This window comes from Kitasatospora arboriphila (assembly GCF_039528095.1).
Classification (GTDB): domain Bacteria; phylum Actinomycetota; class Actinomycetes; order Streptomycetales; family Streptomycetaceae; genus Kitasatospora; species Kitasatospora arboriphila.
Map to the genome: position 1 here is coordinate 49,011 of NZ_BAAALD010000008.1, position 16,068 is coordinate 65,078.

Sequence of the window (16,068 nt, forward strand, 5' to 3'; positions counted from 1 at the left end):
TGCGAAGACCGGCGGGACATCGTGTCGACCTCCGGTGACAAGATCTTGGGCCAAACGTGAAGTACCGCTACTGACCTGCGAGTTCACTGAATCTCCCGGCGTTGCCCACGAGCGGAGCGGGTCGCTAGGGTTCGGGCTTGTCAGGAACACAGCACGCCGGCACTGTGCACCCCTACTCCGCCCCGGGAGTCCTCTTGGGTCACATCCACCACGCTGTCTACGGCTGGGTGACACCGGCGTTCTCGTACCTCGTCGCATGTCTCGGCGCCCTGGTGGCGCTGCGCAGCACCCGCTGGGCACTGATCACCGAAGGCCGCTCGCGGCGCAACTGGCTGCTGCTCGGCACGATCTCCCTCGGCGGCGGCATCTGGAGCATGCACTTCGTCGCCATGCTCGGCTTCGCGGTCAGCGGCGTCGAGATCCACTACGACGTCCCGCTGACCCTGGTCAGCCTGCTGGTCGCCATCGGCTTCGTCGGCATCGGCATCTTCACCGTGGGCCAGAGCACCCACCGGCGCAGCGCCGTGCTGGTCGGCGGCGTCGCCACCGGGCTCGGCGTGGCCGCCATGCACTACCTGGGCATGGCGGCGGTGCGGCTGCCCGGTCGGATCGGTTACGACCCGGTGCTGGTCGGCGCCTCGATCGGCATCGCCGTCCTCGCCGCCACGGCGGCGCTCTGGGCCGCCCTCAACATCCGGGGCACCGCGGCGGTGCTGGCCGCCTCCCCGGTGATGGGCGTGGCCGTGTGCGCCATGCACTACACCGGCATGCTGGCGGTCTCCGTCCGGCTCTCGGACACCGAGCACGCCCCGCCCGGCCCGGTCGCGCTGCAGTTCGTCTTCCCGCTCGCGGTCGGCTTCGGCACGTACGTCTTCATCAGTGCGCTGGCCTTCGCGGTGGCGCCGAGCAAGCACCGCCCGGTGGTGACCGGGCCGGCCGCACCGCTGCCGTCCCGTCCCTCCGCTGCCCGGCGCGCGCCGGACGACTGGCCGCAGTGGCCGCTGCAGGACGGCGGTGCCGGGCCGGACCTGTTCGTCCCGGGTGCCGGGCAGACCGCGCAGAGCGGCCGCCGCCGGGCCCGTCCGGCGCAGTCCGCGCCGGTGAGCGGCCGGGTCGTGCCCGCCTGGTCGGGCCCGCAGGCCGACGGGAAGCCGCAGTACTGAGCACGCAGCACCCACGGCCGAGGGCCGGTCCGCCACGGGGGGCGGGCCGGCCCTCGGCCGTTCGCCGGGTCAGCCGCGCAGGTGCTCCGGGGTCGCGGCCGGGCAGACCTTGTGCACGAAGTCGCGGCGCAGCCGGTGGTACGGCTCGTCGGGGGCGGTGAAGTTGCGCCGCATCCGGGCCAGTTCCTCGGCACGGTAGGCGGAGAGCGGCTTGGCGGCCTCGTCGGCGGCCCGGCGGCGCTTCTTCTCCAGCAGCCGGGCGCCCAGCTCGGGCGCGTCGGCGAGCGCGGCGGCCTCCCGTTCGACCCAGCGGCGGAACTCGGCGGCGCCGCCGCGGCGCGCCCGGTCGACCAGTCCGACCGCCTCGGCCTCCCGGGCGCCGACCGGCAGCGCGGCGGTGGTGAGCCGGTGGGCGGTCTCCTCGCCGACCCGGCGGGGCAGCGTGTACGTCCAGTACTCGGAGCCGTACAGGCCCATCAGCCGGTAGTGCGGGTTGAGCACGGCGGAGGCCCGGCACCAGACCTCGTCCGCGGCGGCCGCCAGCATCAGGCCGCCGGCCGCGGCGTTGCCGGCCAGGGCCGCGACGGTGAGCTTGTCGGTGGTGGTCAGGACCGCCTCGACCAGGTCGTCCATGGCGTTGATGTTCTGCCAGGACTCCTCGGCGGGGTCGGCGGCCGCCTCGATGGTGTTGAGGTGGATGCCGTTGGAGAAGAAGTCCCGGGCCGGGCCGAGCACCAGCACCGCGGTGGGCCGGGCGCAGGCCTCCCGGTAGGCGGCGAGCAGCCGGCGGCACTGCCCGGTGCTCATCGCCCCGCCGGGGAAGGCGAACTCCAGGTACCCGACGCCGGCCTCCTCGCGGTAGCGCAGCTCGGACCAGGTGCGGCGGCGGGCGGCGTCGTAGGGGGTGACGGGCACCTCGGGCACGCCGTCGAGGAGGCTGCCGAGCACCTGCGCGGCGGGCAGTTTGAAGGTGGCCGGGCCGCCGGGGGTGCGGCGCGGACGCAGTTGCGGGATCCAGACGGCGCCGTCGGTGGTGGCCCGGCAGATCGCGCCCTCGCGGGTGGCGAGGACGGTGCCGGGGGCGCCGCGCAGCAGGTCCTCGGGGTGGCCGCCGTGCAGGAAGTGCTCGCGGCCGTACAGCTCGTCGAGGACGCCGGGCTGGGAGTCGCCGGAGCGCAGCTTGCGCAGCACGGTGGCGGTGTCGTCGGCGGCCCAGTCGATCCGCCGGTACTCCTGTGCGTGGTACGGCCGCGGCTTCCCGCGGACGTCCCAGCGGGCGTAGTCGAGCGGCTCGGGTTCGAACCAGCCGCTGCCGTACCGCTCGACGGCGAGCAGCACGGCCTCCACGGCGGCGTCGGCCACCTCGGTGCGGTACGCCTCGCTCTTGCCGCAGGCGGGCAGGGTGAAGGGGACGGACGCCCAGATCGGCCCGGCGTCCATCTCGGCGACGGCCTGCAGGACGGTCACGCCCCACTCCTCGGCGCCCTCGTGGATGGCCCAGTCGAGCGAGGACGGCCCGCGGTCGCCCTTGGGGCCGGGGTGGACGATCAGGACGGGGAGCCTGCGCCAGACGTCCTCCGGCACCGCCCGGGTCAGCATGGGCGCGAGGACGAGGTCGGGTTCGAACCGTCCGACGGCGGCGCGGACGGGCTCGTCACCGAGGGCGAGCTCGACGGCCACGGTGTGGCCCCGGTCGCGCAGCTCGGTGTGGACACGCTGGGTGAGGCTGTTGAACGCGCTGGCGACCAGCAGGATGCGCAAGGTGGCCCTCCGACGACATGTCACGGTGGTGGGGGTGTCCCGGCCGGTCGGCTCCGGATGACGCAGATGCCTACCCGGGAGCGCTGCCGGCGTCACCGGATCCGCGCCCCGGGGTGGGCCGGACGGGCCGCCGCCGGGCGGGGTCGGGCCATCCAAGCATGGTCATGCACACGCAAGTTGCCAGATCGGGACGGGTCGACGGCCCCTGCACAACACCCGCCCGGAACGGCCGACCCCTCCCTCGAATCGACGCCGGATCGCCACCCGTACGCCCCCGAATGCGCCGGTCCGCTCCCCCCGGGCCGGCGCGGCGCGCACGCCGCCGGCGCCGGGAACGCGAAGGGCCCTCCCCCGGGGATCCGGTGGGAGGGCCCGTACGGCGGCGGAGGTCAGAGCAGGCCGAGCGCCGGCATCAGGTAGTAGAAGGCGAACACCGCGGACACCGCGTACATCGCCGCGGGCACCTCGCGGCCTCGGCCGGCCGCCAGGCGCAGCACGCAGAAGGCGATGAAGCCCATGCCCAGGCCGTTGGTGATCGAGTAGGTGAACGGCATCAGGACGATGGTCAGGAACGCCGGGATCGCGATGGTGTGGTCGGCCCAGTCGATCTCCTTGATCGAGTTGGCCAGGATCAGGAAGCCGACCGCGACCAGCGCCGGGGTGGCGGCCTGCGCGGGCACCATGGTGGCCACCGGGGTCAGGAACAGCGCGAACAGGAACAGCACGCCGGTGACGACCGAGGCGAAGCCCGTCCGGGCGCCCTCGCCGACGCCCGCGGTGGACTCCACGTAGCAGGTGTTGGCCGAGCAGGAGGTGGCGCCGCCGGCCGCGGTGGCGATGCCGTCCACCATGAGGATCTTGTTGATGCCCGGCAGGTCGCCCTTCTCGTCGAGCAGGTGCGCCTCGTCGGCGACGCCGAGGATGGTGCCCATCGCGTCGAAGAAGCAGGACATCAGCACGGTGAAGACGAACAGCACACCGGTGAGCGCACCGGCGTGGTGGAAGCCGCCGACCAGGTCGACCTTGCCGATCAGGCCGAAGTCCGGGGCGGCGACCGGGCTGCCCGGCCAGGTCGGGACGGTCAGGCCCCAGCCCTGCCCGAGGCCGACGACCTGCTCGATCACCAGGGCGACGACGGTGGCGACGACGATGCCGATCAGGATCGCGCCGGGCACCTTGCGGACCAGCAGCACCAGGGTGAGCAGCAGGCCGAGCACGAAGACCAGCACCGGCCAGCCCAGCAGGTGGCCGCTGCCGCCGAGCTGCAGCGGGACGGTGGTGTGCGCGGCGTCCGGGATCCGGCTGACGAAGCCGGCGTCGACCAGGCCGATCAGGGCGATGAACAGGCCGATGCCGATCGCGATGGCCTTGCGCAGGCCGAGCGGCACGGCGTTCATCACGCGCTCGCGCAGGCCGGTGGCGACCAGCAGCAGGATCGCGAAGCCGGCCAGCACGACCATGCCCATCGCCTCGGCCCAGGTCATCCGGGGGGCGAGCTGGAGGGCGACGATGCTGTTGACGCCGAGGCCGGCCGCGAGTGCGATCGGCACGTTGCCGATGACGCCCATCAGCAGGGTGGTGAGGCCTGCGGTGAGCGCGGTGGCGGTGACCAGCTGTCCGCTGTCGAGGTGCGCGCCGGTCATGTCCGTGGCGTTGGCCAGGATGATCGGGTTCAGCACCAGGATGTAGGCCATGGTGAAGAAGGTGGCGACGCCGCCGCGGATCTCCCGGGGCAGCGTGGAGCCGCGCTCGGTGATCCGGAAGAAGCGGTCGAGCACACCGGTGGGGGGCTGCGGTGCGGCGGAGGGCACGGACGGCGCGTCGAGCGCGGACGTCGGCTGGGCCTGCGGAGACATGCGGGTCCTCGTCGGGTGGGGGCACGGACGGGGGTGGTGACGGCGGGACCCGGGGCGGCACTGACCCGGTCCACCGGCGGCCTGCCGGACGGGCGGAATGACGCGCGTAGCAGCAACCGGAAGCCCAAGTATGAGTTTTCGCTCGTTCGCACGCCATCTTCGCGCGTAGAAGAAGGCCCTTACGGCCATCCACCCGCAGAATCGGTCGTCGGGCGCCCGCCACCCCTGCACCGGAGGCTCCTCGTCCCCGTACCCTAGGGGCCATGCCCAAGACCCCGCTGCGCCCCTCGCCCCCGCCGCTGGAGGCCAACGACGTCGCCATCGTCGGCGGCGGCACGGCGCTGTGGTTCGTCGCCTTCCTCGCCCTGCTGCCCTTCAAGGGCACCCTGGAGCAGCACGGCCACGGCACCTGGCCGTGGATCTGCCTCTCCGGCGGCCTGCTCGGCCTGATCGGCCTCTGGTACTGCCGCGCCCGCCGGGACGCCATCCGCCGCGCCCGGGCCGCCGAGGCCGCGACCGGGGCCGCGACGGGCGCGCAGAGCCCCGAGGGCCCCGCCACTCGTCTGGACTGACCGCCACCTCGGCGGAGCGGCACCGGCCCGGGGCCCCACCTAGAGTCGGACCCATGACGCATCCCGCGGAGGGCACGGCCGAGGCAGGACACCCGGGGCCGTCCGGGCGTCGGGGCGGGCTGACGGCGGCCGAGGTCGCCGAGCGGGTCTCCCGCGGGCAGGTCAACGACGTCCCGGTGCGCTCCAGCCGCTCCGTCCGCGAGATCGTCCGGGCCAACGTCTTCACCCGCTTCAACGCCATCATCGGCGTGATGTTCGCGATCATCCTGGTGGTCGGCCCGATCCAGGACGGCCTGTTCGGCCTGGTCATCGTGGCCAACACGGCGATCGGCATCGTCCAGGAGCTGCGGGCCAAGCGCACCCTCGACAGCCTCGCGCTGATCGGCGAGGCCAAGCCGCAGGTCCGCCGGGACGGCGCCGCGCTGGCCGTGGCCACCTCCGCGGTCGTGCTCGACGACACCGTGCTGCTCGGCATCGGCGACAAGGTCGTCGTCGACGGCACCGTCACCGAGGCCGACGGCCTGGAGATCGACGAGTCGCTGCTCACCGGCGAACCCGACTCCGTCCTCAAGCGCCCCGGCGACCAGGTCATGTCCGGCAGCTTCGTCGTCGCCGGCGCGGGCGCGTTCACCGCCGCCAAGGTCGGCCGGGAGGCCTACGCCGCCCGGCTCTCCGAGGAGGCCGCCAAGTTCACCCTCGTCCGCTCCGAACTGCGCAGCGGCATCGACGAGATCCTCAAGTTCATCACCTGGCTGCTGGTGCCGACCGCGCTCGGCCTGATCGTCAGCCAGCTCGCGGTGGAGCGCAACGACTGGCAGGAGGCCGTCCGCCGGATGGTGGCCGGGATCGTGCCGATGGTGCCCGAGGGCCTGGTGCTGCTGACCTCGGTCGCCTTCGCGATCGGCGTGATCCGTCTCGGCCGCCGCCAGTGCCTGGTGCAGGAGCTGCCCGCGATCGAGGGGCTCGCCCGGGTCGACACCGTCTGCCTGGACAAGACCGGCACCCTCACCGAGGGCGGGATGGACCTGCTGGAGCTGCGGCCGCTCGCCGACGGCCGGGCCCGGCACGGCGCACCGGAGACCCTCCGAGAGGCGCTCGGCGCGCTCGGCGCCGCGGACGCCCGCCCCAACCCCTCCATGCAGGCCGTCATCGAGGCCTACGGCCCCCCGCCGGACGGCCACTGGCGGGTGGTCGAGTCCGTGCCGTTCTCGTCCGCCCGCAAGTGGAGCGCGGCCCGGCTCGCCGAACCGCAGGGCGGCGAGGGCAGCTGGCTGCTCGGTGCCCCCGACGTCCTGCTGCCGGCCGGGCACCCGGCGCTGGCCGAGGCCGACGGGCTCGGCGCCCGCGGGCTGCGGGTGCTGCTGCTCGGCCGCTCACCCGTGCCGCTGGACGACCCCGACCCGGCGGCCGGGCTGGAGCCGCTCGCCCTGGTGGTGCTCCAGCAGCGGCTGCGCGCGGACGCCGCCGACACCCTGCGCTACTTCGAGCGGCAGAAGGTCCGGGCCAAGGTGATCTCCGGCGACGCGGCGGTGGCGGTCGGCGCGGTCGCCGGCCACCTCGACCTGCCCGGCGCCGACCAGCCGGTGGACGCCCGCACCCTCCCCCACGACGACCCGGCCGCCTTCGCCGACGCCGCCGACATGGCGTCCGTCTTCGGGCGGGTCACCCCGCAGCAGAAGCGCGACCTGGTCGGCGCGCTGCAGTCCCGCGGGCACACCGTGGCGATGACCGGCGACGGCGTCAACGACGTGCTGGCGCTGAAGGACGCCGACATCGGCGTCGCCATGGGCACCGGCAGCGACGCCACCCGCGCGGTCGCCCAGATCGTGCTGCTCGACGACTCGTTCGCCACCCTGCCCTCGGTGGTCGCCGAGGGCCGCCGGGTGATCGGCAACATCGAGCGGGTCGCCACCCTCTTCCTGGTGAAGACCGTCTACTCGGTGCTGCTCGCCCTGCTGGTCGTCTTCACCCACGTGCCGTACCCGTTCCTGCCCCGGCACTCCACCCTGCTCTCCACCCTCACCATCGGCGTGCCGGCCTTCTTCCTCGCCCTCGCACCCAACAACGAGCGGGCCAGGACGGGCTTCGTCCGGCGGGTGCTGCGGTTCGCCGTCCCCGGCGGGGTGATCGCCGGCGCCGCCACCTTCACCTCGTACATGCTGGCCCGGGCCGACGACGGCACCGACCTGAAGGCGGACACCAGCGTGGCGACGCTGACGCTCTTCCTGGTGGCGATGTGGGTGCTGGCGATCGTCGCCCGGCCGTACTCCTGGTGGCGGATCCTGCTGATCGCGGCGATGGGAGGGGCGTTCGCACTGGTGCTGACGGTGCCCTGGCTCTCCGACTTCTTCCAGCTCGAACTGGCCGGCGTCCGCGACCCCTGGCTCGGGGTGGTGATCGCCGGGATCGCGGGCGTGCTGCTGGAGATCAGCTGGCGGGTGATCGTGCTCCGCTCCGAGCCCGCCGGGAACGGCGTGGACTGAGGCCCGTCCGGGCCGGCCGGGACCCGCGGGTGCGGGCCCCGGCACGGCGCCGGTCAGGACTCGTAGTCGCGGGCGTTCAGCAGCTCGTAGGCGCGGTCCGGCTCGGCCAGCGCGGCGAGGACCTCGAACCGGCGGTGCCACTGGCCGACCGACCAGGCGAGGCCGGCCGCCAGGCCCTCCGGGGTGGCCGCGTGCAGCAGGCCCGGCACCGGCGGCACCTCGAACTCGTCGTCCTCGTCGCCCGCCTCGGCGTCCTCCGGGGCGTACGGCACCTCCGGCGTGCCGGCGGCCGCGTCCCAGCGCCAGTCGACGTGCGCCTCCCCGCCGTCCGGGCCGACCACCAGCAGCTCCTCGTGCTCCTCGTAGGCGGCCGGGCAGCCCGGCAGCAGCTCGCGGACCACGGCCGGCACCCGGTGCAGCACGCCGTCGGAGAGCACCCGGCCACCCGCCACCTCGCTGGCCAGCGACACGTTCAGCCGCTCGGCGAGGGCCGCGGCCAGCTCCGGGGCGACCGGCAGCACCGGGTGGTCGTGCAGCAGCTCGACCAGGTCCGGCGCGTCGGCGACGACCGCCTGCGCGGCGTCCACGATCACCGTGGTGTCGGGGCGGCGGCCGGTCTCCGGGTCCAGCGGGGCGAGCGCCCGGACGACGTCCAGCGGCTCGACCCGCCCGGCCGGCAGCGCGGCGAGCTGGGTGTGGATGCCGTGCAGCTGGCGGTGGGTCACGTCGGAGGCGTCGTCCACCAGACGGTCGAGCAGCTCCTCCGGGCCGTGCGGTTCGGCGAGCAGCGCGGCCAGCGTGGTGCGCACCCCGAGGGCGTGCAGGAACTGCTCGTCCAGGTCGGTGCGGGCCTCGTCGTACAGGCCGCGCAGCAGCGGGTCGGCGCCGGCCGCGCGCAGGCCGGCCGGCTCCCGGCCGTCCAGCACCGGGTGGTCGCGCAGCCACCACGCCGTGTACGGCGGCAGGTCGACGTAGCGGCCGTCCGGCAGCAGGGTGCGCACCGGGTTCACCACGGCGTCCCGGTACGGCGGGCGGGCGAGCACCTTCAGCGCCTGCGGCCAGGCCGCGTCGTCGACCAGGTCGAGGTCGCGGACGGCGAGCAGCTCGGCGGCGACCGGCGGCACGCCGATCTCCCCGCTGTCGTCTGCGTGCAGCGCCTCCAGGGTGTCCTCGCACCATTCGGCGAGGCCGTCCGGGGCCTCGTCGACCAGGCCCGTGGGGGAGCCGCCGGCGGCCCGGTCGGCGGGCACGGTCGGGTCGAGCCGCTCCAGGTCGTCCGGGTCGAGCACCACGTCCTCGGCGCGGACCAGCACGAAGCCGGCCAGTGCACCGGCGGCGGCCAGCACGTCCGGACCCCAGCGCTCCAGCAGGTCCTCGTCGACGTAGGCGGCGTCGCCGTCCCGGGCCAGGTCGGCGAACGGGGAGTCCGGGATGATCAGCTCGCCGGCCCGGGTCAGCTCGCCCTCGTCGTCCGGGAGTGCCAGGCGGGCCAGCCACGGGTGGTCGCCCGGGCCGGCCTCGGCGGCCTTCACCAGCGCGAGCACCGCGTCGGCCAGGTCGACCGCGGCGTCGAAGTCGTCCTCGCCGACCTCCAGCGAGCGGGCGACGGCGGCCCGCACCTCCGGGGTGTCCAGCACGCCGGCCGGGGTCGCCGTCACGGCGCCGAGCTTGGCCAGCAGCGGGTGGGCGGCCTCCGGGTGGGCGAGCCGCAGGTCGAGCAGGCCGAGCGCCTCGGCCAGCGAGTCGGGGTACCCCTCGTAGCCGGCCCAGTCCGCCGGGTCGGAGGGCAGCAGGACCCGGCGCGGGCCGGTCACCGTCCGGCCGTCGGCCAGCGGCACCGGCAGGGCGCCCAGCGCCTCCGGGTCGGCCCCGGCCAGCGCCGCGTACAGGTTGCGCCACCAGGCGGGCTCCCGGTCCAGGCCGCCGAGCTGGTCGACCACCTCGGCCAGCGGCACCCGGCGGACGTCCAGTGCCCGCAGCTCGGGGCGGCGCTCCAGGCCGGCCGGCAGCAGGCCGGGGAAGATCGGCGCCAGCGCGGACACCACCGAGCCGTCCGCGCCCTCCAGCAGCGTCGCGTCGCGCGGCCGCAGCGCCGGGGTGCCCTCCTCGACCGGGCCCGGGTGCGGCAGGAACGGCGTGCCGGGCAGCCGGTCCAGGATCGCGGCGCGCAGCGCGTTGTCCAGCGCGCCGTGGCCGAGGCGGCCGGGCACCAGGGAGAGCGAGCCGAGGTCCGCCCCGCGGGCCTTCAGCAGCTCGGCGTAGGCGTCCGCGGCGCGTTCGGTGAGGAAGTCGGTGAGCGGGCCGGGGGCGACGTGGCGGCGGGTGGAGTCCAGCGGGTAGCCGGCGATCAGCAGCGCGGGCACGCCGAGCGGCTCGTCGCTGGGCGTCGGCGCGTGCACCACCGCGGTGGTCCGCAGCGGCTGCGGCATTCCGGTGTCGGAGACCGGCACCGCCCAGACCACCGACCAGTACGGGCGGGCGCGCTCCTCGGTCGTCCGGTCGGCCAGCAGAGGGGCGGCGACGGTGCCCTCGGCGCCGACCGTCTGCCAGACGGTGGCCCGGTCGCCGTCGGTGATGGTGACGGTGGTGATGCCGTCCGGACGCGGGGCGTCCGCGGACCGGGTCAGCGTGCGGACGCCCTCCGGCGTCTCCACCACGATCTCGGCGAGGCCGGGCAGGGTCAGCAGCAGCGCGTCGTCGATCTCGGCGAGCAGACGGCGGGTCAGGTCCTCGGCGGCGGCGTCCCGCAGCGGCAGCACCACCACCGTGTCGTAGCCGTCCGGGGCGGACCCCTCGGCGGGGAACGGCAGGCGCAGCAGCGGGACGTGGCCCTCGCGGCGGCGCAGCTCCTCGGTGAGCTGCGGGCGGGCGCCGACCAGCGCGGAGGCCTCGGACAGCGACCAGCGGACGGACCCGTGCGTGGACAGCACCGCGGGCTCGTCGGCGACCGCCAGCACGGCCGAGAAGCCGACGCCGAAGCGGCCGACGGTGGGGACGTCCTCGGGGCGCTTGGCCGAGGCGCGGAGGGTGGAGAGCGACTCCACCGCGGTGGCGTCCAGCGGGGCGCCGGTGTTGGCGGCGGCCAGCACGCCGTCGCGGAGGATCAGCCGCAGCCGGCCCGGGGCGGTGCCGTTGCGGGCGGCGGCGTCGGCGGCGTTCTGGGCGAGCTCGACGATCAGGCGGTCGCGGTAGCCGCCGAGGGCGAGCTCCTCCTCGGCGTTGGCGTCCTCCCGGAAGCGTGCGGGCGCGGCCGTCCACGCGTCCAGGACGCGGTGGCGCAGGCCCGCCGTGTCGAAGACGTCCGCCGTCTGCCCGTCCGTACCGCCGATGATCCGAGGCTCCACTGGCCCTGCCGCCTTCCGCCGTCCGCACCCTGCGTACGTCCGCATTCTCCCCTGCCGGACGGACAGTTCCGACCGCAGGGGACGGCGCACGCGGGGCGGGTGTCCGCTCCGTCAGGAGTGGCCGAGCTCCTCGGCGGGGGCGTCGGGCTCGACGGAGCCGCCGGTGCGGTCGGGGTGGAGGGTGAGCGGCTCGACGACGGTCTCGTCGAGGATCAGCTCGGAGGGGGTGGGCGGGGCGGGCAGCACCGCGGCCTCGGAGTGGCCGCCGCAGCCGTACCCGAAGGCGACGACCTGGCCGTCGGCGGGGCCGAACTCGTTGCCGCACACGCCGAACGCCTGGCCGAGCGAGCCGCCGATCGGGATCAGGAAGCCGCAGGTGTCGCAGTTGGCCGGGGCGGCCTGCGCCATCGGCGTCTGCGGGCCGAAGGCCGAGTCCCAGCGTTCCGCGGCGAGGTGCAGGCCGAGCCGGGAGAGCACCCGGGGCCGGGCGAGGCCGAGCTCCTCGGCGACGGCGCCGATCCGGGCGCGGGCCGGGGCGGGCTGGACGTGCGGATCGGTGAGGACGACGTCCTCCTCCGCGGCCTCGCTCATCGCGGAGTTGGGGGCGGGCTCGTCCTCGCCGCTCCAGCCGGGCTCCAGCCGGAGGTCGTCGGCGCCGGTGGGCAGCAGGTCGCCGGGGCCCATGTCGCCGGGGCGCAGGCGCTCGCTCCACGGCACCCACTGCGGGGCGAGGACGGCGTCGTCGCCGGGCAGCAGGACGACCTCGTCGAGGGTGACGTTCTTGGCGCGTGGTGCACGGGCCACGGTGACCGCCCAGTGCCAGCCGCGGTAGGCGGCGTCAAGGCACTCGAAGGTGTGGGTGACCACGCGGTCGGCCTCGGCGCGGACGCCTAGGTGGGCGCCGACGGTCTCCGGTCCGACCATCTCGACGGCGGCCTGGCGGGCGAGTTCGACGGCCTCGGCACAGAGCCGGTCGGGGGTACGGCTTCGCATCGCAGCGCTCACGGCGTCGATTCTCTCCCAGTCCTGTTGTCCGGCGGCGGTCCCGCGCACGGCCGGGGCCGTCCGGGGTGGTGCCCCGCCCGCCGAAGCTGTACGAGGGGCACTTCTTATTCTGCGCGACCCGGGTCCGTCCCCGGCACCGGCCGCGCCGCCCCGCCCGGTCCGTCCCAACCCCGTGCGCGTAGTGCAGGCTACCCGCCGGTCGGCGTCCGGGCACAGTCCGGGGCCGCGCGCGGCGTTCCGCGGAAGCCGCACCGGGTCAACAGTCGTACGGTCGCTGATTCTCGGGCAGGATGGCGTATGTGGCGGACGAGACCCCCTCGCAGCACGGCGTGGACGCTCCGCAGCCGGAGGGTCCCTCGGGAGTGAGGGCTGTGCCGCCGCAGGATCCGGACACCGACGCCGGAGCTGCCGGGGAGCGGACGCCGCCGAAGGCCGGCAGGCCGAAGAACGCACTGGTCAGGGGAGCTTCCGCGGCGGGTGTGCGGACCGGCCGGATGGTGCACGGCACCGGCCGGCGGATCCGGCGGGCGACGTCGGCGGAGGGCGCCGGCGAGTCGGGGCTGGCGAAGCTGATCGAGCTGCACGCGCTGAACTCCTTCGGCGACATGCTCATCACCATCGCGCTGGCCTCCACCATCTTCTTCTCGGTGCCTACCGGCGAGGCCCGCGGCCGGGTCGCGCTCTACCTGCTGATCACCATGGCGCCGTTCGCGCTGTTGGCACCGGTGATCGGTCCGCTGCTCGACAAGCTGCCGCACGGCCGCCGTTCGGCGATGGCGATGTCGATGCTGGCCCGGGCGATCCTGGCCTGGACGATGGCCGGGTCGATCGCCGGAGGGGGGATCGCCCTCTATCCCGAAGCGCTGGGCGTGCTGGTCGCCTCGAAGTCGTACGGGGTGGTGCGCAGCGTGGTGGTGCCGCGGCTGCTGCCGCCGCAGTTGTCGCTGGTGAAGGCGAACTCCCGGGTGACGCTGGCCGGCCTGCTGGCGACGATGGTCGCGGCCGGGGTGGGCGGGCTGCTGCACCTGGCCGGTCCGGGGTGGCCGCTGCGCGGGGCGTTCCTGGTCTTCGTGATCGGCACGCTGATGGCGTTTCACCTGCCGCACAAGGTGGACTCGGCCAAGGGCGAGCAGCGTGCGGTGATGCACGCCGAGGGGCACGGCGCCCGGTCGTCGAAGGCGATCCTGCGGACGGTCGGCCCGTCGGTGATCCTGGCGCTGCGGGCGGTGTCCTCGCTGCGGTGGCTGGTGGGGTTCCTGGTGATGTTCCTGGCGTTCCTGGTCCGCAAGGAGCCGGTGAGCGGGGTGCCGGAGACGGCGGCGCTGGGCATCGTGGCCGCGTCGGCGGGGGTGGGCAACGCGCTGGGGTCGGTGTTCGGCTCCTGGCTGAAGACCCGCGGTTCGGAGGCGACGGTCGCCGCGATGCTGCTGCTCGCGGCGCTGGCCTCGGCAGCGGCGGCGATCTGGTACAGCCTGCTGACGATCGCCGTGGTGGCGGCGGCCTCGGGCATGGCGGCCTCGCTGGGGAAGCTGGCGCTGGACGCGGTGATCCAGCGGGACGTGCCGGAGGCGGTGCGGACGTCCGCCTTCGCGCGGTCGGAGACGGTCCTTCAGCTGTGCTGGGTCGTGGGCGGCGTGGTCGGCATCTCGCTGCCGCTGAACGCGACGCTGGGCCTGGCACTGGCGGCGGCGGTGATGACGGTGATGCTGCTGTGGACGCTGCGCTCGCTGTTCAAGGTGGGGTTGCGCGGGACGGCCACTCGGCCACGGGTGGCATAGCCGCGGCGACTCGGCCACCCCCGCGTCGCGTGATCGCGAAAGCCCGGTAGCCTCTTGCCCATGAGCCTCAGCACCCGTGCAATCGCCGCCATCGGCGCCGTGGTCGTGATCGGCGCCGGCACGGTCGGCATCTCCATCGCGCACGCTGCCGACCAGGGCAAGCCCGACGAGCACGTCGTGACCCTGACGGTCGGCCGTTCGTCGATCACCTCGGCGCCGTTCTGCTACAACGACGGCAAGGCGCTGCCGCAGGACGTCCTCGCCAAGTGCCAGGTGGACGCGAAGAAGGCCCGCGAGGCCAACACCCTGCCGTCGACCGACGTGCAGGCCAGCGACCGGATCGGCGTGGGTGTGCCGCCGTCCGTCGCGGACCGCGGCTGGTTCGCCTTCACCGACGGCGGCGCCCAGGGCCAGACCCCGCTCGCGCAGGACACCCGCGGCACCACCTGGTCCGGCTCGGTGGCGGCCTCGCAGGTGCTGAACTCCTCGGGCACCACGACCGTGACGGTCGTCGAGGCCGACCAGAAGACCCAGGAGATCCTGGGCATCTGGTACTTCGACATGAAGACCCAGGACTGACCCTCCGGCGATGAGCCCCAGGTACGACGACGAGCAGCCAGGCCGAGGCCGACGCGGTGCTGCGCGGGCTCGCGCGCGCCGGGGCGCCGGGCGTTCCGGTCGAGGTGCTGGCCGGCGGGGTCGGCCCGGCCGCGGCGGCCGCGGCGACGGCGGCGGCCCTGGCCACCGGCCGGTTCCGGCTGGTGGTGTCGGCCGGCATCGCGGGCGGCTTCGCCCCGCACGCGCCGGTCGGCGCGACGGTGGTCGCCTCCGGGATCGTGGCGGCCGACCTCGGCGCCGAGACCCCGGAGGGCTTCCGGGACGTCACCGAGCTGGGCTTCGGCAGCGTGCGGCACCGGCCCGCACCGGACGCGGCCGCCCTGGCGGCGAAGGCCCTGGACGCCGTGGTCGGCCCGGTGCTCACCGTCTCGACGGTGACCGGCAGCGCCGAACGGGCCGCCGCGCTGGCGGCCCGTCATCCGGGTGCGGTCGCGGAGGCGATGGAGGGCTTCGGCGTGGCCGAGGCCGCCGCCCGGTCCGGCCTGCCCGTCCTGGAGATCAGGACCGTGTCCAACCCCGTCGGCCCGCGCGACCGCGCCGCCTGGCGGATCGGCGAGGCGCTCGGGGCCCTGGAGCGGGCCTTCGCGGCGCTGCCGTACCCCGAACTGCTCCAGGAGGCCGCTGATGGCTGAGCCGCTGCGGGTCGCGTACTCGCCGTGCCCCAACGACACCTTCGTCTTCCACGCCTGGGCGCACGGCCTGGTGCCCGGCGCCGACGCGCCCGAGGTGCTGTTCGCCGACATCGACGTCACCAACGGCATGGCCGAGCGCGGCGAGCTCGACCTGCTGAAGATCAGCTACGGGCAGCTGCCCTGGGTGCTGGAGGAGTACGCGCTGCTGCCCTGCGGCGGGGCGCTGGGGCGCGGCTGCGGCCCGCTGGTGCTGACCCGGGAGCCGGACGCCGACCTGACGGGCGGCACGGTGGCGGTGCCGAGCGAGCGCTCGACGGCCTACCTGCTGTTCCGGCTCTGGGCCGCGAAGGCCGTGCCCGGCGGCTTCGGGAGGATCGTCGTGATGCCCTTCCACGAGATCATGCCCGCGGTGCGGGACGGCCGGGTGGACGCCGGACTGGTGATCCACGAGGCCCGCTTCACGTACGGGCGGTACGGGCTGCACCGCCTCGCCGACATGGGCGAGGCCTGGGAGCGGGAGACCGGGCTGCCGATCCCGCTCGGCGCGATCGTGGCCCGGCGCTCGCTCGGCGCCGACCGGCTGAAGGAGCTGGCCGACACCCTGCGCGCCTCGGTGCGGGCCGCCTGGGACGCCCCGGAGGACTCCCGGGCGTACGTGCTGGAGCACGCACAGGAGATGGACCCGGCGGTGGCCGACCAGCACATCGGCCTCTACGTCAACGCGTTCACCGAGGACCTCGGCGCGGAGGGGTACGCGGCGGTCGAGACGCTGCTCACCCGGGCCGCCACGGAGGGGCTGGTGCCCTCGGTCGACCCGGGTGCGCTGCGCTTCTGAGGTCCTGACGCCCTGGTGCGG

The 16,068-nt window shown here is 75.0% G+C and carries 10 protein-coding genes and 1 pseudogene; 7 read left to right on the forward strand and 4 right to left on the reverse strand.

From position 1 onward, the window contains the following. Positions 1 to 194: 194 nt before the first annotated feature. Positions 195 to 1,163, forward strand: a complete 969-nt coding sequence (locus ABD353_RS06560) for an MHYT domain-containing protein (protein WP_344622520.1) — start codon at positions 195 to 197, stop codon at positions 1,161 to 1,163. Between the two features lie 69 nt (positions 1,164 to 1,232). Here the strand turns inward: ABD353_RS06560 and ABD353_RS06565 are convergent, their stop codons facing one another. Together ABD353_RS06565 and ABD353_RS06570 are read right to left on the reverse strand one after the other, a co-directional pair. Continuing rightward, positions 1,233 to 2,924 carry a hydrogenase maturation protein gene (locus tag ABD353_RS06565; protein WP_344622521.1) on the reverse strand — a complete coding sequence of 564 codons (1,692 nt, stop codon included), beginning with the start codon at positions 2,922 to 2,924 and terminating at the stop codon, positions 1,233 to 1,235. Between the two features lie 389 nt (positions 2,925 to 3,313). Beyond that, positions 3,314 to 4,780, reverse strand: coding sequence for an NCS2 family permease (locus ABD353_RS06570; protein ID WP_344622522.1), 1,467 nt, complete (start codon positions 4,778 to 4,780; stop codon positions 3,314 to 3,316). A gap of 263 nt (positions 4,781 to 5,043) precedes the next feature. Here ABD353_RS06570 and ABD353_RS06575 point away from each other — a divergent pair, with 263 nt between their 5' ends. After that, on the forward strand, positions 5,044 to 5,352 hold the full coding sequence (locus tag ABD353_RS06575; protein WP_344622523.1) for a DUF2530 domain-containing protein: 309 nt from the start codon (positions 5,044 to 5,046) through the stop codon (positions 5,350 to 5,352). Positions 5,353 to 5,405: 53 nt separating this feature from the next. Continuing rightward, positions 5,406 to 7,835 (forward strand): HAD-IC family P-type ATPase, encoded by a 2,430-nt coding sequence (locus ABD353_RS06580; RefSeq protein WP_344622524.1) that lies wholly within the window; start codon positions 5,406 to 5,408, stop codon positions 7,833 to 7,835. 53 nt (positions 7,836 to 7,888) lie between these two features. Here the strand turns inward: ABD353_RS06580 and ABD353_RS06585 are convergent, their stop codons facing one another. Together ABD353_RS06585 and ABD353_RS06590 are read right to left on the reverse strand one after the other, a co-directional pair. After that, on the reverse strand, positions 7,889 to 11,179 hold the full coding sequence (locus tag ABD353_RS06585; RefSeq protein WP_344622525.1) for a sacsin N-terminal ATP-binding-like domain-containing protein: 3,291 nt from the start codon (positions 11,177 to 11,179) through the stop codon (positions 7,889 to 7,891). 111 nt (positions 11,180 to 11,290) lie between these two features. Then, positions 11,291 to 12,172 carry a DUF3027 domain-containing protein gene (locus ABD353_RS06590; protein ID WP_344622612.1) on the reverse strand — a complete coding sequence of 294 codons (882 nt, stop codon included), beginning with the start codon at positions 12,170 to 12,172 and terminating at the stop codon, positions 11,291 to 11,293. A 506-nt stretch (positions 12,173 to 12,678) separates the two neighbouring features. Between ABD353_RS06590 and ABD353_RS06595 the strand changes: the two genes are divergently transcribed. From ABD353_RS06595 to ABD353_RS06610, 4 genes and pseudogenes are all read left to right on the forward strand, one after another. Then, positions 12,679 to 13,962, forward strand: coding sequence for an MFS transporter (locus tag ABD353_RS06595; RefSeq protein WP_344622526.1), 1,284 nt, complete (start codon positions 12,679 to 12,681; stop codon positions 13,960 to 13,962). A 60-nt stretch (positions 13,963 to 14,022) separates the two neighbouring features. Next, positions 14,023 to 14,541, forward strand: coding sequence for a hypothetical protein (locus ABD353_RS06600; RefSeq protein ID WP_344622527.1), 519 nt, complete (start codon positions 14,023 to 14,025; stop codon positions 14,539 to 14,541). Positions 14,542 to 14,570: 29 nt separating this feature from the next. Next, positions 14,571 to 15,212 (forward strand): annotated as a pseudogene (locus ABD353_RS06605) (futalosine hydrolase); the annotation flags it as partial. Further along, a complete protein-coding gene (locus tag ABD353_RS06610) occupies positions 15,205 to 16,047 on the forward strand; it encodes a 1,4-dihydroxy-6-naphtoate synthase (protein ID WP_344622528.1) in 843 nt (280 codons plus the stop codon). The pseudogene ABD353_RS06605 and the gene ABD353_RS06610, both read left to right, overlap by 8 nt. The last annotated feature ends 21 nt before the right edge of the window (positions 16,048 to 16,068 follow it).